23 protein-coding genes are annotated in these 26,018 nt (G+C 55.8%); 8 read left to right on the forward strand and 15 right to left on the reverse strand.

The genetic code is table 11. The annotated features are described in order from the left end of the window. Positions 1–147: 147 nt before the first annotated feature. The 4 genes from lldD to MY052_RS00790 form a co-directional block, all read right to left on the reverse strand. Entirely contained in the window at positions 148–1,332 is a 1,185-nt protein-coding gene (lldD, locus tag MY052_RS00775; protein WP_035894710.1) for an FMN-dependent L-lactate dehydrogenase LldD, read from the reverse strand. Next, positions 1,329–2,105: a transcriptional regulator LldR gene (gene lldR / locus MY052_RS00780; protein WP_202216981.1), complete on the reverse strand. Its 777-nt coding sequence runs from the start codon at positions 2,103–2,105 to the stop codon at positions 1,329–1,331. The genes lldD and lldR overlap by 4 nt, the downstream gene beginning before the upstream one ends. Continuing rightward, positions 2,102–3,757, reverse strand: a complete 1,656-nt coding sequence (gene lldP / locus MY052_RS00785) for an L-lactate permease (protein ID WP_115073677.1) — start codon at positions 3,755–3,757, stop codon at positions 2,102–2,104. Before lldP ends, lldR begins: the two co-directional genes overlap by 4 nt. 281 nt (positions 3,758–4,038) lie before the next feature. Continuing rightward, positions 4,039–4,401, reverse strand: a complete 363-nt coding sequence (locus MY052_RS00790) for a YibL family ribosome-associated protein (RefSeq protein ID WP_035897274.1) — start codon at positions 4,399–4,401, stop codon at positions 4,039–4,041. 275 nt (positions 4,402–4,676) lie between these two features. Here MY052_RS00790 and MY052_RS00795 point away from each other — a divergent pair, with 275 nt between their 5' ends. The 5 genes from MY052_RS00795 (at position 4,677) to yiaY (ending at position 10,342) form a co-directional block, all read left to right on the forward strand. Beyond that, a complete protein-coding gene (locus tag MY052_RS00795; RefSeq protein WP_123651059.1) occupies positions 4,677–4,889 on the forward strand; it encodes a hypothetical protein in 213 nt (70 codons plus the stop codon). A 170-nt stretch (positions 4,890–5,059) separates the two neighbouring features. Next, on the forward strand, positions 5,060–5,668 hold the full coding sequence (locus MY052_RS00800; RefSeq protein ID WP_123651079.1) for a glutathione S-transferase: 609 nt from the start codon (positions 5,060–5,062) through the stop codon (positions 5,666–5,668). 99 nt (positions 5,669–5,767) lie between these two features. Next, positions 5,768–7,159: an L-seryl-tRNA(Sec) selenium transferase gene (gene selA, locus MY052_RS00805; protein ID WP_202216982.1), complete on the forward strand. Its 1,392-nt coding sequence runs from the start codon at positions 5,768–5,770 to the stop codon at positions 7,157–7,159. Further along, a complete protein-coding gene (selB, locus tag MY052_RS00810) occupies positions 7,156–9,006 on the forward strand; it encodes a selenocysteine-specific translation elongation factor (RefSeq protein ID WP_248538035.1) in 1,851 nt (616 codons plus the stop codon). The genes selA and selB overlap by 4 nt, the downstream gene beginning before the upstream one ends. Positions 9,007–9,190: 184 nt before the next feature. Continuing rightward, a complete protein-coding gene (yiaY, locus tag MY052_RS00815) occupies positions 9,191–10,342 on the forward strand; it encodes an L-threonine dehydrogenase (protein ID WP_248538036.1) in 1,152 nt (383 codons plus the stop codon). A gap of 155 nt (positions 10,343–10,497) precedes the next feature. On the opposite strand, the gene MY052_RS00820 is transcribed toward yiaY, so the two are convergent. Together MY052_RS00820 and MY052_RS00825 are read right to left on the reverse strand one after the other, a co-directional pair. Next, on the reverse strand, positions 10,498–12,465 hold the full coding sequence (locus tag MY052_RS00820; protein ID WP_248538037.1) for a glycoside hydrolase family 127 protein: 1,968 nt from the start codon (positions 12,463–12,465) through the stop codon (positions 10,498–10,500). 10 nt (positions 12,466–12,475) lie between these two features. Continuing rightward, positions 12,476–13,876, reverse strand: a complete 1,401-nt coding sequence (locus tag MY052_RS00825) for an MFS transporter (protein ID WP_123651064.1) — start codon at positions 13,874–13,876, stop codon at positions 12,476–12,478. Positions 13,877–14,115: 239 nt separating this feature from the next. On the opposite strand from MY052_RS00825, the gene MY052_RS00830 reads away from it, so the two are divergent. After that, positions 14,116–14,934, forward strand: a complete 819-nt coding sequence (locus MY052_RS00830) for an AraC family transcriptional regulator (protein ID WP_248538038.1) — start codon at positions 14,116–14,118, stop codon at positions 14,932–14,934. 3 nt (positions 14,935–14,937) lie between these two features. Here the strand turns inward: MY052_RS00830 and araD are convergent, their stop codons facing one another. The 8 genes from araD to yiaK form a co-directional block, all read right to left on the reverse strand. After that, positions 14,938–15,633: an L-ribulose-5-phosphate 4-epimerase gene (araD, locus tag MY052_RS00835; protein WP_035893143.1), complete on the reverse strand. Its 696-nt coding sequence runs from the start codon at positions 15,631–15,633 to the stop codon at positions 14,938–14,940. Further along, on the reverse strand, positions 15,627–16,487 hold the full coding sequence (locus MY052_RS00840; RefSeq protein WP_035893141.1) for an L-ribulose-5-phosphate 3-epimerase: 861 nt from the start codon (positions 16,485–16,487) through the stop codon (positions 15,627–15,629). Before MY052_RS00840 ends, araD begins: the two co-directional genes overlap by 7 nt. Beyond that, complete coding sequence (gene ulaD, locus MY052_RS00845; protein ID WP_035893140.1) at positions 16,487–17,143, reverse strand: 3-keto-L-gulonate-6-phosphate decarboxylase UlaD; 657 nt, start codon at positions 17,141–17,143, stop codon at positions 16,487–16,489. The genes MY052_RS00840 and ulaD overlap by 1 nt, the downstream gene beginning before the upstream one ends. Further along, positions 17,140–18,645, reverse strand: a complete 1,506-nt coding sequence (locus tag MY052_RS00850; protein WP_248538039.1) for an FGGY-family carbohydrate kinase — start codon at positions 18,643–18,645, stop codon at positions 17,140–17,142. Before MY052_RS00850 ends, ulaD begins: the two co-directional genes overlap by 4 nt. Positions 18,646–18,728: 83 nt before the next feature. Next, positions 18,729–20,057 (reverse strand): MFS transporter, encoded by a 1,329-nt coding sequence (locus tag MY052_RS00855; protein ID WP_248538040.1) that lies wholly within the window; start codon positions 20,055–20,057, stop codon positions 18,729–18,731. A 41-nt stretch (positions 20,058–20,098) separates the two neighbouring features. Further along, positions 20,099–21,034: a DUF4862 family protein gene (locus tag MY052_RS00860; protein WP_248538041.1), complete on the reverse strand. Its 936-nt coding sequence runs from the start codon at positions 21,032–21,034 to the stop codon at positions 20,099–20,101. A gap of 25 nt (positions 21,035–21,059) precedes the next feature. Further along, positions 21,060–21,527 carry a YhcH/YjgK/YiaL family protein gene (locus MY052_RS00865; RefSeq protein WP_248538042.1) on the reverse strand — a complete coding sequence of 156 codons (468 nt, stop codon included), beginning with the start codon at positions 21,525–21,527 and terminating at the stop codon, positions 21,060–21,062. A gap of 10 nt (positions 21,528–21,537) precedes the next feature. After that, the gene (yiaK, locus tag MY052_RS00870) at positions 21,538–22,536 is read right to left on the reverse strand and encodes a 3-dehydro-L-gulonate 2-dehydrogenase (protein ID WP_248538043.1); all 999 of its coding nucleotides are present in this window, start codon (positions 22,534–22,536) and stop codon (positions 21,538–21,540) included. A gap of 302 nt (positions 22,537–22,838) precedes the next feature. On the opposite strand from yiaK, the gene yiaJ reads away from it, so the two are divergent. Together yiaJ and MY052_RS00880 are read left to right on the forward strand one after the other, a co-directional pair. Further along, positions 22,839–23,654 (forward strand): IclR family transcriptional regulator, encoded by an 816-nt coding sequence (yiaJ, locus tag MY052_RS00875; RefSeq protein ID WP_248538044.1) that lies wholly within the window; start codon positions 22,839–22,841, stop codon positions 23,652–23,654. Positions 23,655–23,782: 128 nt separating this feature from the next. Next, the gene (locus MY052_RS00880; protein WP_035893131.1) at positions 23,783–24,244 is read left to right on the forward strand and encodes a 4Fe-4S dicluster domain-containing protein; all 462 of its coding nucleotides are present in this window, start codon (positions 23,783–23,785) and stop codon (positions 24,242–24,244) included. On the opposite strand, the gene MY052_RS00885 is transcribed toward MY052_RS00880, so the two are convergent. Continuing rightward, positions 24,236–25,951 (reverse strand): ShlB/FhaC/HecB family hemolysin secretion/activation protein, encoded by a 1,716-nt coding sequence (locus MY052_RS00885; RefSeq protein ID WP_248538045.1) that lies wholly within the window; start codon positions 25,949–25,951, stop codon positions 24,236–24,238. The genes MY052_RS00880 and MY052_RS00885 overlap by 9 nt on opposite strands. Positions 25,952–26,018 lie beyond the last annotated feature (67 nt).

A 26,018-nucleotide genomic window follows, 5' to 3' on the forward strand; every position in this document is an offset into this window, starting at 1 on the left:
ATAGCAGAATTTGGGGAAACCCTCACCCCGGCCCTCTACCTGAAAGGGAGAGGGAGAAGAACCGGTCCGCGAGCGAGCAAACGATACAAAACCGTCCCCTCGCCCCTCTGGGGAGAGGGTTAGGGTGAGGGGGGAAACCGTACAGACCTACGCCGCGCTCCCCTGCTGAATAGCCCCAAACGCCTGCGCCACTTCCGCACTCTGCACCAGCGAATCGCGGCTAATCTCGTTAATCGATTTTGCCCCTGTCAGCGTCATCGCCACCTTCATCTCTTTCTCAACCAGATTCAGCAGGTTAGCGACACCCGCTTGGCCGTGAGTCGCGAGCGCATACAAATACGCACGTCCCAGCAGCACGCTATCTGCGCCCAGCGCAATCATGCGCACTACGTCCAGACCGTTACGAATACCGCTGTCGGCCAGGATCGTAATATCGCCTTTTACGGCGTCAGCAATTGCCGGTAGCGCGCGGGCGGAGGAGAGTACGCCGTCAAGCTGACGGCCGCCATGGTTAGAGACAACGATCCCGTCGGCGCCGAAGCGTACCGCGTCGCGGGCATCTTCCGGGTCGAGGATCCCTTTGATCACCATCGGGCCATCCCAGAATTCGCGGATCCACTCCAGGTCTTTCCACGAAATAGACGGATCGAAGTTATTCGCCAGCCAGCCGATGTAATCTTCCAGCCCGGTTGGTTTGCCGAGGTAGGTGGAGATATTGCCTAAATCGTGCGGACGACCGTTCAGACCGACGTCCCATGCCCATTGTGGATGTGTGGCGGCCTGCCAGTAGCGGCGCATGGCGGCGTTCGGGCCGCTCATGCCGGAGTGCGCATCGCGGTAGCGCGCGCCTGGGGTTGGCATATCGACGGTAAAGACCAACGTTGAACAGCCTGCCGCTTTGGCGCGCTCCAGGGCGTTGCGCATAAAGCCGCGATCGCGCAGAACGTACAGCTGGAACCACATCGGGCGCTTGATGGTCGGCGCGACCTCTTCAATCGGGCAGACTGACACGGTGGAAAGCGTAAACGGAATGCCTTTGGCATCGGCGGCGGCGGCGGCCTGAACCTCACCGCGACGAGCGTACATGCCGCACAGACCAACCGGCGCCAGCGCCACCGGCATCGAGAGCTGCTCTTTGAACAGCGTGGTTTCGAGGCTCAGGTCGGACATATTTCTCAGGATGCGCTGACGCAGCGCCACATCTGACAGGTCTTCCACGTTGCGGCGCAGGGTGTGTTCCGCATACGCGCCACCGTCAATGTAGTGGAACAGAAACGGCGGCAGAATGCGCTGGGCAGCGGCACGGTAGTCACTCGCGGCGGAAATAATCATGCTTTTTTCTCCCTGGAAAGTTCAGTGTGGTCGTCGGGCAGGCGGGTACTCCGCGCCTGGCGGGCCAGGTCTTCATCAAAACGTTTAATAGTGGTGTGGACAAAGCCGAGGTGCGCCATCATCGCCTGACGCGCGCCTTCAGCATCGCCAGCGGTAATGGCGTCGAGGATGGCCAGATGCTGTTCGGTGAGCTTCGCAAAGACCGGCGGCACCAGATACATGCGCTCGCGGCTCTGAATAACCGAAGACTGCAGCAGGTCGAAAAAGCCGCGCATGGTTTGCAGCAGCACCACGTTATGGGACGCCTCGGCAATGGCCAGATGAAAGCGAACGTCGGCCTGTGAGGCGAGGTCCGGGTCGTCGCTTTGTGTCGCTTCAAAGCAGAGGCGGATTTTTTCTTTATCGGCATCGGTCGCGCGCATCGCGGCGTACCATGCGGTGCTGGCTTCAATGGCGTGGCGGGCTTCGAGGATATCGAAGCTGTAGTCCGGGTCATCGGCCAGCAGAGTTTTCAGCGGTTGCACAATATTCTGTTCAGACCAGCCCTCATGCTGCCAGCGCACGAAGGTGCCGCCGCCGCGACGGCTGAGCAGCAATCCTTCGCTCACCAGCTTCGCCAGCGCTTCGCGCAGAGAGTTGCGCGAGACGCCAAGCTGGGCTGCCAGCTTTCTTTCGGCGGGTAATCGCATCCCCGCCTCCAGTTGCTGTTCTTCAATCAATGCCCGCACGCGGCAGGCGACATCGTCTGACAGACGTTTGGGCAGTATTATCACGGAATCATCCAGGTTAAGACGTAAGCCTGCAGCGTCGTTATCACGCCCACCATACAGGTGAAGATCAGGCTGTGTTTCACGGTAAAGCGGAACAGGTCAGACTCTTTACCCACCAGGCCGACCGCCGCACAGGCAATGGCGATAGACTGCGGTGAAATCATCTTCCCGGTCACGCCGCCGGTGGTGTTGGCCGCAACCAGCAGCACGTCCGACACGCCAATTTGCTGCGCGGCGGTAGCCTGAAGCGCGGCGAACAATGCGTTGGAGGAGGTGTCTGAACCAGTCAGGAACACGCCGAGCCAACCGAGGAACGGTGAGAAGAAGGTAAAGGCGTGACCGGTATGCGCCAGCGCCAGTGCCAGCGTCGACGACAGGCCGGAGTAATTCGAAATAAAGGCGAACGCCAGCACCATGCCGATGGAGTAAATCGGTAACGCCAGCTCTTTCAGCGTGGAGCCGAAGGTGTTGATAGCCTCTTTCGGCTTCATACGCAGCCAGACGATAGAGAGCAGGGCGGCAAACAGAATCGCGGTGCCGGTGGCGGAAAGCCAGTCGAACTTATACACCGCCGCATAGGCGGTCGCCTGGCTAACAACCGGCGGCATGCGTGCAACCATCTTGTCGAGGAACGGTACCGAGATGTTGATAACCAGATCGTACATCGCGCCGCCTGGGGCGAATAACGCTTTAAACGGCGGAATGCTCCACAGCGTGACGGTCGCGGTCAGGAACAGGAACGGTGACCAGGCGCGAACCACTTGTCCTGCGGTGTAGCGGGTGCGCGACAGATCCATATCGACCTGCGAAGCGCCCATATCGCCAAAGCGGAAAATACGCACCGGCTGCCAGCGCTTGAGGAACAGCGTCAGGCACACCAGTGACACCAGCGAAGAGATAATGTCCGGCAGTTCCGGCCCGAGGAAGTTAGAGCTGAGGTACTGGGCGATAGCAAACGAGCCACCCGCCACCATCACCGCCGGCCAGGTCTCTTTGACGCCGCGCCAGCCATCCATAATCGCCATGATCCAGAACAGTACGATAATCGTCAGGAACGGCAGCTGACGGCCAACCATCTGACCGATGTGGAAACTATCAAGCCCGGTCACCTGACCGGCAACCAGAATCGGAATACCCATCGCACCGAACGCCACCGGCGCGGTGTTGACGATAAGGCACAGGCCCGCGGCATACAGCGGGTTAAAGCCAAGGCCAACCAGCAGCGCGGCGGTAATCGCCACCGGTGCGCCAAAGCCCGCCGCCCCTTCGAGGAATGCGCCGAAGGAGAAGCCAACAATCAGCATTTGCAGACGCTGGTCTGGCGTAATCGAGAGGATCGACGAACGAATAATGTCGAACTGCCCGGTCTTCACCGAGATTTTGTAGACGAAAACAGCGGCGATAATTATCCAGGCAATTGGCCACAGGCCGTAGAAGAAGCCGTAAACAACCGAGGCTAGGGCGCGGTCGACCGGCATCTTGTAGAACAGCAGCGCCACGGCCAGCGCGATAAACACCGTCCAGCTTGCCGCGACATAGCCTTTCAGCTTGAGCTTAATCAGCGCGAAGAAGAAGAACAGAATCGGAAGCGATGCTATCAGGCTGGATAACCAGATATTCCCAGCCGGATCGTAGTTTTGTTGCCAGAGGCTCATGCAGGTCTCCAGGGGGCCACACGCGCCGGTTGCGGTGAGTCTATGCTCAGCTCTGCGTCACGGTTTGTGTAAAAGTGGCCCTGCCAATATGGTGATGTAGGGATAATGCCAATGAATGGTTAACCAATTGTTATGTTCTAGCAATCGCTTTGTGATTAAAGATTATGGAATTGTGAACCAATAGAGATTTGGTTGTGAAATTGGTTGGGCCAATTGGTTTGGGGGATTTCAGAGAAAAACAAAACCTTCCCCCGGGCGGGAGAAGGTTAAGGGGAGGGGAATCAGAACTCGCTCTTGGCGAACCCTGTCATCTCCTGCAGACCCATTTCGCGGCCAAGCGCGCTCATTGGGTGCACGACAACCAGACCACGGACGCTTTTCTTCAGCTTGCCCATGTCGGCCTGTTCTTTTTTGGTAATCGCGCGGCTGAACGGCAGTTTAGTCAGCTGCTGCGCTTCTTTGCTGAGTTTCTGAGTGCGGACTTCACGCAGACGCGCGATTTCCGTTTCAAGTTTGGTTTTTTCAACCTCAAGCTCGGCGTACTTCTCGGCACCTTCTACCAGAGACAGCGCGGCCTGCTGGTGGCGGATAGCGTCAAGCATGTCGCTCAGGCGTTTAATTTCGTTCTTTTCGATTTCTTTCATGTTGCTGGTATCTGATAACAAAATAGACGTAATAACCCCTAGTATGCGCGTTGTAGCTCATTTCTGGTAGTTAATTATACAAAATGGAGAAGTTTCTTCGCGTGATAATAAGTATGTTACTTATCTAACGATATGAATTTAAAGGTAATATCAAAAATGAGTTAACACGATCGCTTTTTTGAAAATAAGCGATAAAAATCCGCACATTTTCCTCAACCGCCTGGCGTCTTTTTATCCATTCTTAGAATAAGGTTAATCGATGAGGAGGACATGCGATGAGCAATAAAATGGGTGAAAACATTCCGCGGATTATCGATAAGGCCGTCGATTTCATGGCCTCCAGCCAGGCATTTGTCGAGTATCTGCATAAGAAACCGGAAAATAATCAGGTGCCTAATGACATACCGGAGGACAAAGCCGAGATGTTCCTTGAGCGTCTGGCCTACTATCGCAACCTGTATCGTCCTGTCGATACAGAGAAAAAATAGCGTCGCTATCGCGGCGGGCTAGCGTTTACTTCAAGCATGTCGTCCATGCATTTTGTGCATGGCAGTTGGATACATTATCTCTATCTGGAGAACCAAGCAGGTAAAAACCAGAAGGCGAAAGCAGCGAGCTGAGCCATACTGATTACTTTGTTGGCGCAAAGGAGATGATGATGAAACTGGTCGGCAGCTACACCAGCCCATTTGTACGCAAAATATCGGTCCTCTTACTGGAAAAGGGGATCGCCTTTGAGTTTGTTAACGAACAGCCCTACAACGCCGAAAACGGCGTGGCACAGTACAACCCGCTAGGTAAGGTGCCCGCGCTGGTGACGGACGACGGCCAGTGCTGGTTTGATTCGCCGATTATCGCCGAGTACATCGAGCTGTTGGGCGTGGCGCCGGAGATGGTGCCGCGTGAACCGCTTGCCGCACTGAAAGTGCGCCAGATGGAATCGCTGGCTGACGGCATTATGGATGCTGGCCTTGCCTCTGTACGTGAACAGGCGCGTCCGGCAGCACAACAATCGGAAGCCGAAGTGCTGCGCCAGCGTGAGAAGATAAGCCGCAGCCTGGATGCGCTGGAAGGCTATCTGGCCGACGGTACGCTGAAGACTGACACCCTGAACCTCGCGACCATCGCTATTGCCTGCGCGATTGGCTATCTGAACTTCCGCCGCATTGCGCCGGGCTGGTGCGTGGAGAGACCTCACCTTGTGAAATTGGCGGAAACGCTCTTCCTGCGTGAGAGTTTTGCGCGCACCGAACCGCCAAAGGCTTGATTGAACGCTATAACGCGGAGCCGCTGTACATTGTACAATCCCTCCCTTATGACTCCCTCTCCCGTCGGGAGGGGTAACATTTAACCGTCAGGCCGACTCATGACTACCGATACCCGTTCGCTCTACAGCCAGCTTCCCGCGACCGATCGCCTGCTCCGCGATCCCGCTTTTGCCCGTTTACTTGATGCCCACGGCCACTCGCAGGTGGTGGAACAGCTTCGCCAGATGCAGGATGAGGCGCGCCTTTGCATTCGTGAGCAGCAGACGCTCCCCGCCTGGAGCGCGGATTGGTCGCAGGAGACGCAGCGTCGTCTGAGCCGCGATGCGCAAAGCGCATTACGCCCGGTAATCAACCTGACGGGCACCGTATTGCATACCAACCTTGGACGCGCGCAGCAGGCGCAGGCGGCGATTGATGCCGTCACCCAGGCGATGCGCGACCCGGTGACGCTGGAATATGATTTAGACGGCGCAGGACGCGGCCACCGCGACCGTGCGCTGGCCGACCTGCTGTGCCGGATAACCGGCGCGGAAGATGCCTGTATCGTGAATAACAACGCCGCGGCGGTACTGCTGATGCTGGCAGCAACGGCAAGCGGTAAAGAAGTGGTCGTTTCACGCGGCGAACTGGTGGAGATTGGCGGTGCGTTTCGCATTCCCGACGTGATGCGTCAGGCTGGCTGCGTACTGCATGAAGTTGGCACCACTAACCGTACTCATGCGAAAGATTACCGTCAGGCATTTAACGATAACACCGCGTTGCTGATGAAGGTGCATACCAGCAACTACAGCATTGAAGGCTTTACCAAATCGGTAGAAGAAGCGGAGCTGGCGGAGATTGGCCGCGAGCTTGGCGTGCCGGTGGTGGCGGATCTCGGCAGCGGTTCGCTTATCGATCTCAGCCGTTACGGTCTGCCGAAAGAACCGATGCCGCAGGAGATGATTGCCGCAGGCGTGAGTCTGGTTAGTTTTTCCGGTGATAAACTGCTTGGCGGCCCGCAGGCCGGCATTATCGTCGGCAAAAAAGCGTTGATAGCCCAGCTACAGCAGCATCCGCTCAAGCGCGCGCTGCGTGCCGATAAAATGACATTGGCCGCGCTGGAAGCCACCTTACGCTTGTATTTACACCCGGAAAAGCTGGCGGCTGAACTCCCGACCCTGCGCCTGTTAAGCCGCACGGAAGAAGAGATTCACCAGCAGGCGCTGCGCCTGCGTGAACCGCTGAGTCAGCGCTATGGCGATGAGTTTGCGGTGCAGGTGATGCCGTGTGCGTCGCAGATTGGCAGCGGTTCCCTGCCGTCCGAAAGCCTGCCGAGCGCGGCGATTGCGCTGACCCCGCTGGATGGTAAAGGGAGCCGACTTGAAGCGCTCTCTACCGCCTGGCGTAGCCTGCCCGTCCCGGTGATTGGCCGAATTTATGATGGGCGTCTTTGGCTTGATTTGCGCTGCCTTGAAGATGAACCCCGTTTCCTGGAGATGTTGCTGAAATGATTATTGCCACCGCCGGTCACGTTGACCACGGCAAAACCACCCTGCTGCAGGCGATCACCGGCATTAACGCCGACCGCCTGCCGGAAGAGAAATCCCGCGGTATGACGATTGACCTCGGCTACGCCTACTGGCCGCAGCCTGATGGTCGCGTACTGGGCTTTATCGACGTGCCCGGGCATGAAAAATTCCTCTCCAATATGCTGGCTGGCGTTGGCGGCATTGACCACGCTCTGCTGGTGGTGGCATGTGATGACGGCGTGATGGCGCAAACCCGTGAACATCTGGCGATTCTCCAGCTGACGGGTAACCCGACGCTGACCGTGGCGCTAACCAAGGTGGATCGCGTAGATACTGCCCGTATCGACGACGTTCGCCGTGAAGTTGTCGATGTACTGCGTGAATACGGTTTTGAGCAGGCGACGCTGTTTGAAACCGCTGCCACGGAAAACCGCGGCATTGACGAGCTGCGCGATCATTTGCGCCAGCTGATCGCTCGCGAACATCCGGAGAATCAGCGTTTTCGTCTGGCGATTGACCGCGCGTTTACTGTTAAGGGCGCAGGGCTGGTAGTGACCGGTACGGCGCTGTCGGGCGATGTGCGTGTGGGCGACACTTTATGGCTGACCGGCATGGACACGCCGATGCGCGTTCGCGGTCTGCATGCGCAGAACCAGCCGGTGGAGCAGGCCCACGGCGGCCAGCGTATCGCGCTGAATATCGCCGGTGCGGCGCAAAAAGAAGATCTTAACCGCGGAGACTGGCTGCTGAGTGAGGCACCGCCTGCGCCGTCCGAGCGGGTGATTGTCGAGTTGCAAAGCCACGTGCCGCTGACCCAGTGGCAGCCGCTGCACATTCACCATGCGGCCAGCCATATCACCGGTCGCGTGTCGCTGCTGGAAGATAACCTGGCTGAGCTGGTGCTCGATGCGCCGCTGTGGCTGGCGGACAACGACCGGCTGGTACTGCGCGATATCTCGGCAAAAGTGACGCTGGCCGGGGCGCGCGTGGTGACGCTCAACTCGCCGCGCCGTGGTAAGCGCAAGCCCGAGTATCTGGCGTGGATTGCCGCGCTGGCGCTGGCTAAAGAAGATGCGCAGGCGCTGGCAGTCCATTTGACCCGCGATGCGGTGAATCTGCGTGATTTTGCCTGGGCGCGTCAGTTGAGTACCCAGGGTCTTGAGAAACTGATTGCCCAGCCGGGCTTTATTCTCGCGGGCGATAGCCTGCTGGATGCGCCGCTGGCGGCCCGCTGGCAGCGTAAACTGATGGACGCGCTGGCGACCTATCATGAGCAACATAAAGACGAGCCGGGCCCAGGGCGCGAGCGTTTACGCCGCATCGCTCTGCCGATGGAAGACGAAGCGCTGGTGCTGACGCTTATCGAGCAGATGCGTGAAAGCGGCGTGATTGCCAGCCATCACGGCTGGTTGCATCTGCCGGATCATAAAGCCGGATTTACCGACGAGCAGCAGGCGGCGTGGCAGAAAGCTGCGCCGCTGTTTGGCGACGAACCCTGGTGGGTGCGTGACCTGGCAACGCAAACCGGCACCGATGAGAACACCATGCGTAGCGTATTACGCCTGGCGGCGCAGCAGGGGATGATTACCGCGATTGTCAAAGACCGCTATTACCGCAACGACCGGATAGTGACCTTTGCGAGTATGATCCGCGAACTCGATCAGGAAAAAGGCTCAACCTGCGCGGCGGACTTCCGCGACAAGCTTAATGTAGGTCGTAAGCTGGCGATTCAAATTCTCGAATATTTTAACCGTATTGGTTTTACCCGCCGTCGTGGGAATGACCATTTATTACGCGATGCGCTACTGTTCCCGGATAATAAAAATTAACAAAACAGTGCGAAAATATATAAAACATAATACATAGATATATAAAAATCTAAAAAGCATGCCATAAACAATAACATGGCGTGCTTTTTATTTTTTCCATAGACGAAAATGCCAACTTGATCGGGTTTTCTCGACGAATATTGCTATAGCCTCAACAGCCTGCTTATTAAATAAAGGAACTATCATGGCTGCATCGACTTTTTTCATTCCATCTGTGAATGTCATCGGTAATGGCGCGTTAAATGACGCAATGAACACAATGAAAGAGTACGGCTATCGTCGTGCGCTGATTGTCACCGATGCAGTGCTGAACAAGCTGGGCGTGGCGGGCAATATCCAGAAACGTCTGCAGGAATTCGACATCCTGAGCGTGGTGTTCGATGGCACCCATCCGAACCCAACAACGGTCAACGTTGAAGAGGGGCTGGAAATGCTGCGCGCCAATGATTGCGATTGGGTCATCTCTCTGGGCGGCGGTTCTCCGCACGACTGCGCGAAAGGGATCGCGCTGGTGGCCTCGAACGGTGGCGATATTCGTGACTACGAAGGCGTTGACCGCTCTGCTAAACCGCAGCTGCCGATGATCGCGATTAACACCACCGCGGGTACGGCGTCTGAAATGACCCGTTTCTGCATCATCACTGATGTAACGCGTCATATCAAAATGGCGATTGTCGACAAACACGTGACACCAGTGCTGTCCGTGAACGACTCTTCCCTGATGGAAGGTATGCCGAAAGGGCTGACCGCCGCCACCGGTATGGATGCGCTGACCCACGCGATTGAAGCCTACGTTTCTATCGCCGCAACGCCGATAACCGATGCCTGTGCGCTGAAAGCGATCACCATGATTGTTGAAAACCTGCCGACTGCCGTCGAAAACGGTAGCAACAGCGAAGCGCGTGAAGCGATGGCCTATGCGCAGTTCCTGGCGGGCATGGCGTTTAACAACGCTTCCCTGGGCTACGTTCACGCGATGGCGCACCAGTTGGGCGGTTTCTACGACCTGCCGCACGGTGTATGTAACGCGGTGCTGCTGCCGCACGTTCAGGTGTTCAACAGCAAAGTGGCTGCGGCACGTCTGCGTGATTGCGCGAAGGCGATGAATATCGACGTGAGCGCAATGAACGACGAGCAGGGCGCGGCGGCATGCGTTGACGCAATTCGTAAACTGGCGCGTCAGGTGAATATTCCAGCCGGTCTGCGTGACCTGAACGTGAAAGAAGAGGATATCCCGGTGCTGGCAACCAACGCGCTGAAAGATGCGTGCGGCTTCACCAACCCTATCCAGGCGACTCACGAAGAGATCATGGCGATTTTCCGCGCTGCGATGTAATTCTGGCTCAGTATTAAAAAAAGCAGAACGTTCGCGTTCTGCTTTTTTTGTGCCTGACATCATTGTAGCCCGGCCAAACGCAGTGCCGCCGGGAGCTCCCGGAGTCGGTCCGTAGGCCTGATAAGCGCAGCGCCATCAGGCAACAGACCGCACAATCATCCAGCCTGTTTCTCTTCGTTAACCCAGATACGCATTTCCCCTTCACCCCGGTTGGCCCAGCTAAACCACGGAATAAAGGTCAGCGTCTGCGTCTGACGCTCGGCGGGCGCCGTATCGTAATGCCACAATGACTGTTGTTCTGGATGACGCGTGGCGTATTTCACGCCCTGCGCTTGTAACAGCACCTTGTGGGCGAAAATGCCTTTGCCTTCCAGCTCGGTAAACGTTGCGTTATCCGGCAACCATAGATTATGCAGTTCCTCGCCGTTATCGGCCTGCTCCAGGCAGTAGACCAGCGGCCCGCGCTGAACGGCGACTTTCCCGGCGACGTGGCGCACCAGCGGGTTGCCGTAAACGCGGCGTACCGGCATTGGCATCGTCAGGGTGAGCGTATCGCCTTCAACCCAGGTACGGGTGATATGCAAATAGCCTTTTTTCACCGTTCCGGCGACGTCACGACCGTTCAGCGCTACCTGCGGCGCGCGGCACCAGTCCGGAAGACGCAGCGCCAGGGTGTGGTTTACCGGATCCGGCGAATCAATAGCGATCTTTACCTGATCCTGCCATGGGTAGTTGCCGCTAATGCGCAAACGCAGCGTCTGGTCGTTCACCGGCACTTCCGTACTGTTACCGATGTAGAGGTTTACATACAGAGCATCTTCCCGCGGCGTGTAGATGTAGTGACCGATGGAGGTCAGCACGCGGGCGATATTCGGCGGGCAGCAGGCGCAGCCGAACCAACGCTGGCGCACCGGCTTCACGTGGTCATAAATGTGGTTAAATTGCAGCGTTTTCGGGTGCACTTCTAGCGGGTTAACGTAGAAGAAGTGCTTGCCATCCAGCGCCATGCCGCCGAGCACCGTGTTGTACAGGGCACGTTCCATGACGTCGGCGTACTGGCTGTCACCTTCCATTTCCAGCATGCGGCGAGCAAACATCATCAGGCCGATCGAAGCGCAGCTTTCAGCATAGACCGTATCGTTCGGCAGGTCGTAGTCACTGCTGAAGGCCTCACCGCTGCTCTGTGAGCCGATACCGCCGGTAATGTACAGTTGGCGCTGCGCCATGTTGTTCCAAAGACGCAGGCAGTCCTGACGTTTACTTTCATCGTTGCTCAGTCGGGCAAGGTGCGCCACGCCGGTCATCAGGTAGACAAAACGCACCGCGTGGCCGATGGCGGTTTGCTGCTCGGCAAGCGGTTGGTGCGCCTGGCTATAAGCTTTGTCTTTCACCATCCAGGCCGGGCCGTAGGTATTCCAGTAGGAGGTTTTACCGCGCTTTTCGTACTCATCATCATAGAAATGCGGCTGTTTACCGCGCTCTTCGACAAAGTAGTTCACCAGCGCCATGTAACGTGGTTCCTGAGTCACTTCGTACAGGCGCATCAGCGCCAGTTCAATCTCTGGATGTCCAGGGTAGCCGTGAATTTGTTGCTCACCGGTGCCGAAGACCTGATGGATATGGTCGGCCAGGCGACATACCACCTCCAGCAGGCGGCGCTTGCCGGTGGCCTGGAAGAAGGCCACGCCCGCTTCAATCATATGCCCGGCGCAGTAAAGCTCATGGCATTCGGCCAGATTGGTCCAGCGCTCTCCTGGCGCCTTCGCCGTGAAGTAGGTATTGAGATAGCCATCTTCACACTGGGCCGCGGCAACCAGCTCGATAACCTCATCGGCGGTACGTTCCAGCTCGGCATCCGGCTTCTGGCACAGCGACCATGCGACGGCTTCCAGCCATTTCGCCACGTCGCTGTCCTGGAAGACCATGCCGTAAAATTCTCCCTCCTGCAGCCCGGCGGCGATGCGGAAGTTCTCTATCGCGTGGCTTGGCTCAGCGTCGTCTATCCGGTCATTCAGCGCATCCCACTGATAGGGGATCACTACATCGCGCACCAGTTGTTGATATTGGGCGAAGAACGGATCGTTCACTTTCAACGTATGTAAATCGACTTCCATAACGGACATGACAAACTCCTCAGGACGAAACGTGACGTGCGCGAAGATCGGTAGCGATGCGCGCCATCATAGGATTATTGAGCTTGCAGGCGCGGATGGAGAACGCCAGCAGCAGATGGAACAGGGCCGGCAGCAGGGTTTCCATCGAGGAGATCCCCGCCAGCGATGAGGCGGTTTGGTTTGCAGCACCTGGCTGATAAGCCACATAAATAAAGACAAGGCTGATAATGCCTGCGCTGGACGCCCAGGCGAGCTTGATGAAAAACAGATTAAAGGCGAAGTTCATGCCGGAAGAGCGAACGCCAGTTTTCCACTCGCCGTAGTCGTCGGAGAAGGCCATCAAGGAGAAGTGCAGCGGCAACGTGAAACCCAAAATAATGCCGTTGCCGAGGATCACGGCGAGCCATAGGGTCTGGTAGGCGGGACCAGTAGGCAAGAACCACATTCCCGCCGCGATCGCGGCCAGCACCAGGTTGGTGTAGTAGTACAGTTTGACGGTATCAAAGCGGCGCGATAGCAGGTTGATAATCACCGAGCCGAAAATAGAGGCAAACGTCACCATGGTGAAGAACAGCGAGGTGTAGCCCGTCGAGCCGCCCAGCACGTAGGTGATGAAATACATGTAGCCGCCGCCACGGATATTGAACACGTTAATCAGCAGGAACGACATCAGCAGCATCAGCAGAAGTTGGTCGTTTTTACGCAGCCCGGCGATGTGCTCACGCAGGGTGAACTTGCCCATCATATCCAGCGATACGCGTTCGCGAACCCAGAAGAAGCAGCACAGGAACATCACCGCCGCAATGGCACACAGCACGCCGACGCCATATTGGTATCCCTGCGCGGTATTGCCTTGCCCCAATGCTTTCACCAGCCACGGTAAACCAACGGAGACTAAAAAGCCCGCCACGCCGCACAGCACAAAGCGCCAGGCCTGGCAGGAGATCACTTCGCTGTGGCGCGTGGTCATGGTGTTGATAAGCGCACAGTAAGGCACGTTGATGGCGGTGTAGCTGACGGAGAGCAGCAGATAGGTACCGAAGGCCCAGGCGATTTTTACACCCATGCTGGCATCGGGCACGGTAAAGGTCAGCACGCCAACGATCGCAATTGGAATGGCAATCCACATCTGCCACGGGCGGAATCGCCCCCAGCGGCTCTGCGTGCGGTCGGCCAGCACGCCCATAATCGGGTCGGAAATCGCGTCAAAAACGCGAAGTGCCAGGAATAGCGTGCCGACCAGTGCAGGCGTCAGGCCAAAGACGTCGGTATAAAAGAACGTCAGGAAATTCATGATCAGGCAGGTAATAACAGTACCGCCTGCATCGCCGAGACCATAGCCGATTTTTTCGCGGACAGATAATTTATCGTCCAGTGAACCCGGCACGACCTCGCTGGTGGAAATAGGTGTAGCGGTCATGGAGTGCTCCTCGCAATGTGGAGATGTCTGCTTCAGTAGGGATATTGTTGTAATGTCATGACCTGTTTAATTTTGCCTGGAAACCGGGGAGCAACAAGGTCGTAAAGAAGTATAAAAAGAGGGTAATTCCGACCTGATTGGAAAAGTGTGAAGACGATCGGGCGTAAATAGCTTTAATCGTTAATAATCAATTAGAAAGAGTGTTTGTTTTTAGCAAGCAAGCGGGATTATTAATATTTATGCTCAATCTATCCATAGCGCTTCCGATTAAGGTACAAAACGGTGGGCTTTTTATCTCCCGGGGCGTGGGTCGGCATCCGGCCCGCAGACTGCGCTCATGGGAGGTGTTGTTTGTTGAAAAAGGGACGTTAGCGATTCAGGAAGAGGATCGTATTTTTCACGTTGCCGCGGGTGATAGTTTGTTGCTGTGGCCCGGTCGTCGACACGTTGGCATCGAGGATTTTCCCACGGATCTGAAATTCTACTGGCTCCATTTCGAGGTTAACGTCTCGGTACCACCACATCCGTTGTTAACGCAGCTAGCTATCCCGCAGCAGACCACGCTACACGACCCTCAGTACTTGACGTCGCTGTTCCGCCAGTTCCTCAACGAGCAGGAAAAAATTCAGCGCAATGCGTCGCTGGAGCTAATTTTGCTGCTAATTTTGCAGCATATTTCGCTCTCAGCTCAGCAGGCGGAGCCAAAGGATGAAGGCGGTGCGGCACTGGCATGGAAAGCGCAGCAGGTGATTCATACGCGCTACCATCTGCCGCTGTCGACCTCCATGCTAGCGCGTGAACTGCACTGCAATGCAGATTATCTGGGGCGCGTTTATCGGCGCGTTTTCCATCTCACTATCACTGAAGCCATACACCGCCAGCGGGTGAGAGCGGCGGAGAAGCTGTTGAGTAATCATGCCCGTTCACTGAAGGAGGTGGCCGAGCAGTGCGGTTTTGCCGATGTCGGGTATTTCCGGGAAATTTTCCGCAAGCATACTGGGCTGACGCCCGCCGCGTGGAAGCGGCGGTACTGTAAGGAACACGTGAATTCGCACTAGCCGCTACTGGCCGTAGTAGGCTTTGGCACCGTGCTTGCGCAGATAGTGTTTATCCAGCAGCTCTGGCTGCATGTCGGGTAACTGCGGCGTTAATTGCCGGGAGAATAACCCCATATAGGCGCACTCTTCCAGCACGACCGCATTGTGTACGGCATCGGCGGCATCTTTACCCCAGGCAAACGGACCGTGAGAATGCACCAGTACGGCGGGAAGCTGCATCGGGTCGAGGTCGCGCTTTTCAAACGTCTCAATGATGACTTCACCGGTCTGGTACTCATATTCACCGTTGATTTCGTCACGCGTCATCAGGCGAGTACAGGGAATGGCACCGTAGAAATAGTCCGCGTGCGTCGTTCCCCATGCCGGGAGATCTCGTCCCGCCTGCGACCAGATAGTAGCGTGGCGAGAATGGGTATGCACGATGCCGCCAATGTCAGGGTAGCGGCGATATAGCGCCAGATGCGTAGGCGTGTCGGATGACGGTTTCTTCTTGCCTTCGATAACGCGTCCGGTCGCGATGTCGACTACAACCATATCTTCCGCCTGCATCACGTCATATTCCACGCCGGAAGGTTTAATCACCATCAGACCGCGTTCGCGATCGACGGCGCTGACGTTACCCCAGGTAAAGGTCACCAGGTGATGCTTAGGAAGCGCCAGATTTGCCGCCAGCACCTCGGCTTTAAGTTGCTCTAACATACGAATCCTCCTTCCTGCATACGGGCTTCAATCCAGCGGCGGGCCTGGATAATCTCCAGCACCGGTTCTTTGGATTTTTCGGTCCACATTTCAATGAGAAATGCGCCGCGGTAGTTCAGCTTTTTCAGTTCGTTAAAGATGCCGACAAAGTCGACGCAGCCTTCGCCGAACGGCACGTCACGAAACTGGCCCGGACACTCTTTGGTGACGGCTAGCGTGTCTTTCAGATGAATGGCGGCGATGCGATCGATGCCGAGCGCCAGCTCTGCCGGGACATCGTTACCCCAGGCGCTGAGGTTGCCGACATCGGGATAGACGCTGAACCACGGTGAGGCGAGCAGTTCGTCCCACTTTTTCCACTTACTGATGGAGTTCATAAAGGCGGTATCCATGATCTCGACGGCCAGCATCACCTGGGACGCGGCAGCCTGCTCAACGGCCCAGGCAAGACCTTCGGCAAAGCGCTGCTGCGTGCCGTCGTCATGCTCTTCGTAATAGACGTCGTAACCCGCAAGCTGGATGGTGCGAATACCGAGGTCGCGGGCGAGTCTGATGGCTTTCTGCATAATTTCGCGGGCGCGGGCGCGGACCTGTTCATCACGGCTGCCGAAAGGAAAACGACGGTGTGCCGACAGGCACATGGACGGAATCGAAATCCCGGTTTCCAGCATCGCTTCAACCAGCGAGGCGCGCTGCGTGGTGCTCCACTCAAGGCGTGATAAACGCTCGTCGGTTTCGTCCACGGACATTTCCACAAAGTCGAAGCCGCAGCTTTTTGCCAGCACCAGGCGCTCTGGCCAGCTCAGGTCTTTAGCCAGCGCTTTTTCATAAATGCCTAACGGATGCGTGCGCATTATTGACCTCCCCAGATAGCATTAATCTGCTCATGGAAATCGCGGGCGACCTGAACAGGGTCGGCTGCTCCCGCAAGCGCGCGTCCGGCAATGAAAGCCTTCACGTTGATCTCTTTGAAGAGCGGTAAATCGGCAGGGGTGATGCCGCCGGTAATGGAGAGCTCAAGGCCAATATCGGAGAGCGTTTTCATGCGCGCCAGATCGGCTTCTCCCCACTGCTGACCGCTGGCCTGTGCGTCACGCCCGCGGTGGTAAATTGCCTGGCGAACGCCGATGCTGCGCCAGGCTCTGGCGTCGTCAAACGTCCAGTTGCCGAAGAGTTCCATCTGAATTTCAGCTCCTTGCGCCTGGGCGACTGCGTGGCCTTTTTCCACCGTGGCGAGCGGGGCGGCGCAGATGATGGTCATCCAGTTCGCGCCAGCGCCAAAGGCTTGCTGCGCCAGCGTTTCTCCGGCGTCAGCAACCTTCCAGTCGGCGACGATAATCTTATCCGGGCACTGCTGGCGCAGCGCGCGAACGGCATGCAGCCCTTCATTCAGGCACAGAATGGTGCCCGCTTCGACGATATCAACGTGGTCGCATAGCAGGGCGACATCTTTCTGAGCGGCCTGAAGTGTGCTGTGGTCGAGAGCGAGTTGCAGTAGTGGGCGATTCATGCGGAGTACTCCTTAATGCGGCTATGGAAGCCTTGAAGTGATTCAATCAGTAATTGGTAGCCACGGTATTTGCGCTGGTAGGCGGCATGCGCCTGTGGATCAGGCGTTATCACGCGGATATCGTGAGTCAGCGTACGTTGTGCCGTGTGGAAATCGGGGTAGATGCCGGTGCCTACGAGGGCAGCGAGGGCAGCGCCAAAGCAGCCGGTCTCTTCGACCTGCGGCAACTCGACGGTCAGGCCGCTGACGTCTGCCAGCATTTGCATCCAGACCTCAGAGTGCGCTGGCCCGCCCGTCACGCGCAGCGTGTGGACATCGGTGAAACGTTCTCGCATCCGGTTGAGATGCGTCATGTGGCAAAAGACCACGCCTTCGTATACCGCTTGTAAAAGATGGGCCCGGGTATGCAGCGCCTGCATGCCATAAAAACCGCTGGTCATCTCCATCCCGGCATTGCTGCCATATAAAAACGGCAGAAAGAACACGCTGCTGCTGGCTTTTGGCAGGCTGGCAACGGCCTGATTAATCTCGTCAAAAGAGATATCGCCCCATTGCGTGGTGAGCCATTCCAGATTGCCGGAGGAGGTAGGGCTCGCTTCGTGGACGATAAATTCGTTGTGCTGGACATAGCGTCCGTAGACGTAGGGATGTTTTTCGTGGCTTTTCAGGCCGTGCGTAATCCCGCTGGTGACCGCCCAGGTTCCCATGACGGCATTGAGCGTCCGCTCGTCTTTTAACCCTGCGCAGAGTGCGGTGGAAACCACATCAAACAGTCCGCCGACAACGGGCGTACCCGCTGCCAGACCGGTGATGGCGGCTGCCTGAGGTGTGATTTCCCCGCAAATTTCGGCAGAGCCCACGATCGGCGGTAGTGCGGCGTCAATGTCGCTAATCCCCAGCCAATGTGTGAGCTGAGGGTCATAGTCCCCGTCGTTCATGTTGTAGAGATTGGATTCGGAGATGTTGCTTTCTTCGCAGCTTTTGACGCCGGTGAGGCACCAGCGTAGGTAGTCGTGGCCCATCATCACGCAGCCAATTTGGGCGTAACGCTCAGGCGCATTTTCTTTTAGCCAGCGGAGCAGCGAGGCTGGGTGTCCGGTCCATAACGTCTGGCGGGTGAGTGGATAGAGTTTTTCCGGGATGCCATCCTGCTGCCAGCGCTGGACGATAGCCATTGCCCGGCGGTCGGAGGAGAGGATGGCGTGGCCGAGCGGCTTGTCCTGCTTATCCAGCAAGAATAGCCCCTTGCCCTGCGCCGAGATGCCGACCCCGTTGATCTGGCTTCCCTGAATATGATTTCGCTGCAGCAACCGTGCGATGGTGCTGGCGCAGACATCCCATAGCTGGGTCATATTGCGTTCAGCGTAGCCGGGGAGTGGGCTAAGCGTGTGTAAAGCCTGACGTTCAATGCAGTGTTCTTTGCCCTGGCTGTTGTACAAACCGGCTTTCAGATAAGTACCGCCACAATCGATACCCAACCAGAAGGTCTCTTTTTCACTCATCTCTTTATCTCTGTTTTGCCGGATTTGCCGGAATACACTTTCTTTTCAGCCCGATAGCCGTGGCTATCGGGCGGGTGATACCCCTACGCGATGCGTTTACGAGCAGGAACGTGGGGATCGGTAGATGCGCCGGAGGCGAGATCGCATTTCGCCGGTAGCAGTAGCGCCATGAACGCCGCCAGTGCCAGAGAGATAGCGAGGCAATACACGCCAGCATCTTTGCTGTAGAGGGTGATTAAGACGCCGACGGCGTAGGGGCCGCAGAACCCGCCCAGGTTGCCAAGGGCGTTGATTACGCCGCGCGCACCGCCTGCCATTTCAGCGCTAAACAGCTTGGCTGGAATGGTCCAGAACACGCCTGCGGCGGATTGCAGGAAGAAGCCACAGCCAACCAGCGCGGTGTAGGCGAGCCAGATGTTGTCTTTCAGGGCTACCGACAGGAACATGCAAAGGGCAAATCCGGCGAGTGGCAGGCAGACAAAGACTTTGCGCTTGCCCGTTTTGTCTGAGAGGCAGGAGAAGAGGAACATCCCGGCAATCGCCCCGACGTAGGGGAGAATGGCGAGCATGCCGACCTGGCCCATGCTGGAATGCGTCAGCTCTTTCAGAATGGTTGGCAGCCATAGGGTGTAGCCGTAAATCCCGGTTTGATAGAAGAAGTTCAGTGCGATCAGTTGCCACATGATTTTGTCGGACAGCACGGCTTTGAGCGAGGCGTTGCGTACCTCTTTTCCGGCAATCGCCAACTGCTCGGCTTTTAGCGTTTCGACGAGCCAGTTTTTCTCCGCGTCACTGATCCAGCGTGCCTCCTGCGGGCGGTCGTAAACGGTCAGCGACCACAGCACCAGCACGACAACGGATAACATGCCTTCGATAATAAACAGCCAGCGCCAGTCGAGAGCGGTAATGAGCCAGCCGGAGAGGGGGGCGGTGATGATCCCGGCAATCGGCACAAACATGATGACTATCGCGTTGGCGCGGCCGCGCTCTGCATCAGGGAACCAGTTACAGATCATCGTCAGCACTACCGGCAGCATGCCACCTTCAGCGACGCCCAGTAAGAAACGCAGCACTAACAGCTGCCATTGATTGGTAATCAGGCCTGTAAGCACGGAAATGACGGCCCAGGCGACCAGCGACCAGCCGATGAATTTTTTACCGCTGCCATGAACAGCGATTTTCCCGCCGGGAACCTGCAGGAACATATAACCAATAAAGAAAATACCGCCCGCAAGGCCTGCCATGGTGGCGGAAATACCCAATTCGGCATCCATACCGCCCGGCATGGCAAAAGCAATATTTACCCGGTCCATATAAGAAATGATACAGGCAATCAGAATCGGTGGAATTATTCTTAACCAGCGTTGGCGTGGTATTTCTACAGGTGTAGATGGTAGAGAGGAAGTGTTCATGTTTATATTCTCTGTTAAATAATAAAGGATGTTTTTATTTTTTAATGAGCTGCTTTATTTAAAACACGAATGCCATCGCGCAAAATATCGATGCGATGCTGCACATCTGCCTGTGCATCAATTTCTAATAATTTAATGCCGGAAAATTGTAAGGTAGAGGCTGGTGCGGCCTGGAATAATTCATGGGCGCGATCGGCTGTTAATAGACTCTCTGGACAGAACGGCGCAAATGGGGCGTGAAAATCCTGCCATTCGCCGTAAGGGCCACGTTCCGTGGTGCCCGAAAACATGAGCGCACCGAGTTTTCCCGCCCGCTGAGCGGCCAGCGTATGGGCCAGCGGCAGCGCCGGATTACGGCCTTCAATGGCGGAACGCGCCCAGTTGATGCAGACGCTGATATCATATCCCGACAACGCCTCCAGCACTGACTCTAGGGGTAAAAATCCCTTACGCGGTGCGTTTTGATTCATGGCATCGCAGTGTTCCAGCACCAGATTGCATGGCCAGTCCCAGGAGGCGATCTCTTTGATTGAGCGAGCAAACGCTTCAGTGGCTTGCGCTACGCTGCTATTGCCCGCTTGCGGTGCGGCCTGCAGTTCGAGGGCGATAATTTTGCCAGGGTGCGACGTATTAATACGGTTAATTTTTTTCAGCAGATGGCGATAGTAGTCCACGCACGCCAGACGCTGCGGTTCATCAGCGGAGGCCAGGCCAAAATCACCGTTACCGCCGCCACGACGGCGCATCGTCTCCATAACGGCGGTAACGACAATCTGCCACTCAGCAGGCGTATGGCGGAACAGCCACTCGTCGCCGTAAGGGTGAAGATGTTCAAGACACGGCTGTTCAATGCCCCGAATATCTGGCGTGTCGGCAAGTAATCGCCAGAATTCTTTCTCCTGCTGCTCCCCTTGTTGGTGAAATGAGGGCGCACACGGATACGCACCGATAATATAACCGGTATTATTCGTTTTCATTTGCTACTCCTGACAATATATCGTTTTAATTCAATACAGCCAGCGCCACTTTTACGACAATCTTCCTAATTGGCGTTGTTTTTGTCTTGTTGCATCCTGGACGGTGAACGTCCTGCGGGAAAAATATGGCATAGCTGCCAGGAACCATTTCAATAAATGATTCGTTTTCACTGTGGTGATAAAAAATAATATCTCGTTGTTCCAGCAATGATTCGCGAATTTCATTCTTTCCGGTATCAATGGCAATACCGATTTTCTCTTCACCCCAGGCTAAAAATTGAATATCAAGATAGCGGCGGTGAACTTCTGGATAATTTTCCTCTACGGGCCGGGTCGTCATATCGATTATCTGAGCAAAAACATTCCGTCCTTCTATTTCAATCACGCCCGGTTCGCATTGATGGAAATCGGTGGTGCGCAGGAAGTTGAGCGCTTTTTCAATCGCTGCCGGTAGCGGGCAGGGATTCGGTTGTGAAACATGGCCAAATATCATGATTCATCTCCTACAGCGCCTGAATTTTGGCCCATACGCTGTCGTCAACGGTGATACCGTTGCGGCGATTTTCTGCCAGCAGTCGGGTAAATTCGTGGCCTGGAAGGCGGACGGCCATCTTTTCATCCGCGCGCTCTGCCGTGGTGACGTAATCCATAATGCGCTGCAGTTTTTCGTCCCGACTCGCGCCATCAATGAGCTTATCGACTTCGATTGCCATGAAGATTTGCGAAATGCCGTACTCATCGCTGTTGTCTTCGGTCACTTCGGCAACCGAAGCGCCATCGGAGAGCAGGGTGGCAATCATATCCAGCACGATAGATAAGCCGGAGCCTTTCCAGTAACCCATTGGCAGAATGCGACGGTTTTTCTCAATCACGCCGGGCTCTTTGGTGAGCTGGCCTTCATCATCAAAACCACCGTCTACCGGCAACTGACGGCCCGCCAGGCGATTCACTTCCAGCATGCCGTAAGAGAACATCGACATGGACATGTCAATCATGGTGATAGGGTTTGAAGGCACCGCCACAATCAATGGGTTGGTGCCGATACGGCACTCTTTTGCCCCCCACGGCGGCATGACGGCGATGGAGTTCGTCCAGCAGATGCCAATGTAGCCCTTCTCTGCAGCCTGCCAGCCGTAGCTGCCACCGCGCATCCAGTGGTTGGCATTCCGCACAGCAACCAGACCAATACCGTGATCGGACGCGAGAGATATGGCGCGATCCATCATCTTTTTCGCCGTCAGGTTGCCGATTGAACGCTGGGCATCCCACTGCTCAATGGCTCCAAGCGTGGTGATACGTTTTGGCTGGGCATCCGGAATGATGTCGCCATTTTCGAGCTGTTGGATGAAGCGAGGAAAACGGTTTACGCCGTGAGAATAGACGCCGGATTCGGTTGTGCTGGCGAACATTTCAGCGCAGGCATCGGCGGTTTCAGCGGTAACGCCGCGGGCTAAGAGTACGCGGGTAAACTCGTTTTTAAGGTCTGCGAAGCTTAATAACATACATCGTCTCCGTTAAATCAAGCGTTTTAGCCATTCGGTGAACGCAGCTTAAAGGCCATTTTGCGTCTTCATTTCTGCGTTCCTGATGGTCTAAAGAAACAGCAAAAAGATCGTTTGTTAATCTCAATATTCCACATTGCGAAATCTGATTTCAAATATAGCGATCGTTTTTTAACAAAGCAATCTGTTTCATAATTTCTAAAATGTTGTAAAATCAAATGATTACAAATTATCTGCCAAGATCGTGAACTGAAACACACTTTGCGCTACCATCAGGTCGCGACAGAGACGAGGAGCGGAGCATGAGCAATAAAGCGAGTGATGTGGCGTCGGATAAGGAGAAGCCTGCGGGTAGCCAGAGTCTATTCCGGGGGTTGATGCTGATAGAAATCCTGAGTAACTATCCCAATGGATGTCCGTTGGCGCATCTATCTGAATTGGCGGGGCTCAATAAAAGCACCGTGCACCGATTGTTACAGGGGCTTCAGTCCTGTGGCTATGTCACACCGGCCCCGGCGGCGGGAAGCTATCGGCTGACCACCAAGTTTATCTCGGTGGGGCAAAAGGCACTGTCGTCCCTCAATATCATCCATGTCGCTGCGCCGCATCTGGAAACGCTGAATCTCGCGACCGGAGAAACGGTCAACTTTTCCAGCCGCGAAGACGATCACGCGATCCTGATTTATAAACTGGAGCCGACAACCGGCATGCTGCGTACTCGCGCCTATATCGGTCAGCATATGCCGCTGTATTGTTCTGCAATGGGCAAGCTCTATATGGCTTTTGGTCAGGAAGATTATGTGCGGCATTATTGGGAGAGTCATCAGGATGAGATTCGCCAGTTGACCTGCAATACCATCACCGGGCTTCCTGCGATGTATGACGAGCTGGCGCAAATTCGCGAGTGCAAAATGGCGATGGATCGTGAAGAAAACGAGCTTGGCGTATCGTGCGTGGCGGTGCCCGTTTTTGATATTCATGGCCGCGTGCCGTACGCCATTTCGATTTCGCTTTCGACCTCCCGACTCAAGCAGGTAGGTGAGCAAAATCTCCTGAAGCCGCTGCGTGAAACCGCACTGGCTATTTCCAACGAGCTCGGATTTAGCGTACGTAGCTAAGAATTCTGGCAGCCGGACAGATTGACCTGGGCATTTATCAAAAAATGCCTATTCCCCACCTCGGATCAAAGCATATCGCCCAGCCGCTCTGGCACTCTTAGGGTTTATCTCTCGCAACGGAGTGGGGAATGAACCCGTTTATTGTCGCTGATTCCTTAAAGTGCATTGGCTGTCGGACCTGTGAAGTGGCCTGCGTGGTGGCGCATCAGGATGAGCAGGCGTGCGCTAGCGTCTCGCGCGAGGCGTTTCTTCCCCGCATTCGAGTGGTGAAGGGCGGGACGTTTTCCACGGCAGTGGCCTGCCATCAGTGCGAAGATGCCCCGTGCGGTAACGTGTGCCCTACCGGCGCTATTCATCGCGAAAACGGCGTGGTTGCGGTCGAACAGGCGCGATGCATCGGCTGTAAGAGCTGTATGCTGGCGTGTCCTTTTGGGGCGATGAACGTCAGCGTGCAGGCGCGACGGCCTCAGGCGATAAAGTGCGATTTATGCCGCCACCGTGAAGATGGCCCTGCCTGCGTGGCGGCTTGCCCGACGGGAGCGCTGGCCTGTGTTGACGTCAGCCAGCGCCCGGTGCCGGGGTTAATGTAGGTTGTTGAAGTTCCAGCTGAACGTCAGGCTGTAGCGCCAGTCACGGTTGTGGCTATCGGTGGGCACATCGCCGACCGGGCGCGCGGCTTCGACCGTCAGACTGTAATGTTTGTTATCACCAAACATTACGCCGGTAGCGACAGAAGCCAGTCGTTGGTGAGGGTATCCTGGCGTGTTGAACCAGGTTTGTGCGGTATCGGTCAGTACGTATGGCTGTACGGTCGCAACCCAGCTGTTCTCTTTGAACGGATGTATGTAGCGAAGCTCAACCTGCCCGCCGTAGCCGTAGTCACCGCTGGCTTCTCCGTCCTGATAGCCGCGCCCAAAACGCTGGGCACCGAAGCTGACGCGTTCGGGTTCAGGTAAATCGTTATCCGACCAGTCGCCTTCCATCGAGGTGGAGAGCCGCCATTTGTCGGTGATCATCCAGGCCGCATCAATATTGCTTTTCCACAGCGTGAAAGAGAGATCGTTGCCAAATGCAGGCGCGGCATCCGCCATGGATGAAATGTCCACGCCCTGGCGCAGCGTCAGCTTGCCGTTAATGCTAGCCCGGTCGAATGCTTGCAAGCCGTTTATACCGAATTCAAAAGCAGGATATCGGACGTGCGAGTTGATATCGCCACTGGCCACGACTTGGTTGTTCATTACCTGGCGGATATGGTTATTGTTACGTCTGTCGGTGTAGTCCATACCACCGTTAATATTGAGTTGTTGTTTGCCGGTCAGGATCAGCGGATAGCTGAACATCGCGCCACCATTGTACTGCGTCGTTTTCTGTCTGGAGTCGAAGTAACCTCCTGCGAAATTCTGCAAGAACGTGTAGTCGCGTGGGTCATCGCGGTAAAAACTCCCCTTGAGCTGCATCATCAGCCCTTCATCAGTCAGAAACTGCTGGTAGTTTAATCCCAGATAGGATTTGCGCGTGGAGCTATCCAGTGGGATTAAGGTTGCCAGCCCGAGCTGATCGCCATAGCTGGTCAAGTTACTCAGCGACCCGGTGACGAACGCCATGTTCTGGCTACGACGAGTATCAATGGTCGATGAAATATCCCAGATATGCGGCTGGATGCTTTTGGCCTGCATGGCCGCGGCGCCATAGATGTTCTGCGGTAGCTGTGCGCTGGCATCGACGGTCACGCCGGGGGTGCGGGTCATTAATTGGGTGTAGCGGTCGAAGGTAGCCTGCGTCAGCGGCTTTTCGGCCATGATTTTGGCGGCCAGTCGCTTTAAACGCTCAGCCAGATTTGGGTTGTTCGTTTGAATGTCGCTGTGTGCAACATAGCCCTCCACCAGAACGATTTTGATCGTGCCGTCATGAAAGTTGTCATCGGGGAGCCAGGCGTAGGAGAGCGGGTAGCCGTCGGCGCGGTAGCGCAGCGTAATATTATTAATGAGCCCAACCAACGTTTTCAACGGAACCTGTTTGTGTGCGTAGGGAACAAAAGGTTGCAATAACTCTTTTAATGGATATACGGTGCCGCCAATAAACTGAATATGATCGACTTTAATAAGTGTTTCTGGTGTTAATTTATTTTTGGGAACGCTTACGGTTAAACTTGGAGCTGCAGCAGGGAGGGCTTGAGGCGTACTGTTATGTTCCGCTTTGGCCGGGTTATTGGGGTCAATCAATGCGGGTAATGTATCTGCTCTGGCTATATTAAGCAGAACAACCCCCGATAGCGCATAAGCCAGGGTCGTTTTCATGACGCGTTCCTTGTGTATTTTATTGTGCAAGGATGATTATTGTTATTCTGCTGAAAAACGTGCCCCA

The organism is Kluyvera ascorbata, assembly GCF_023195735.1.
GTDB lineage: Bacteria > Pseudomonadota > Gammaproteobacteria > Enterobacterales > Enterobacteriaceae > Kluyvera > Kluyvera ascorbata.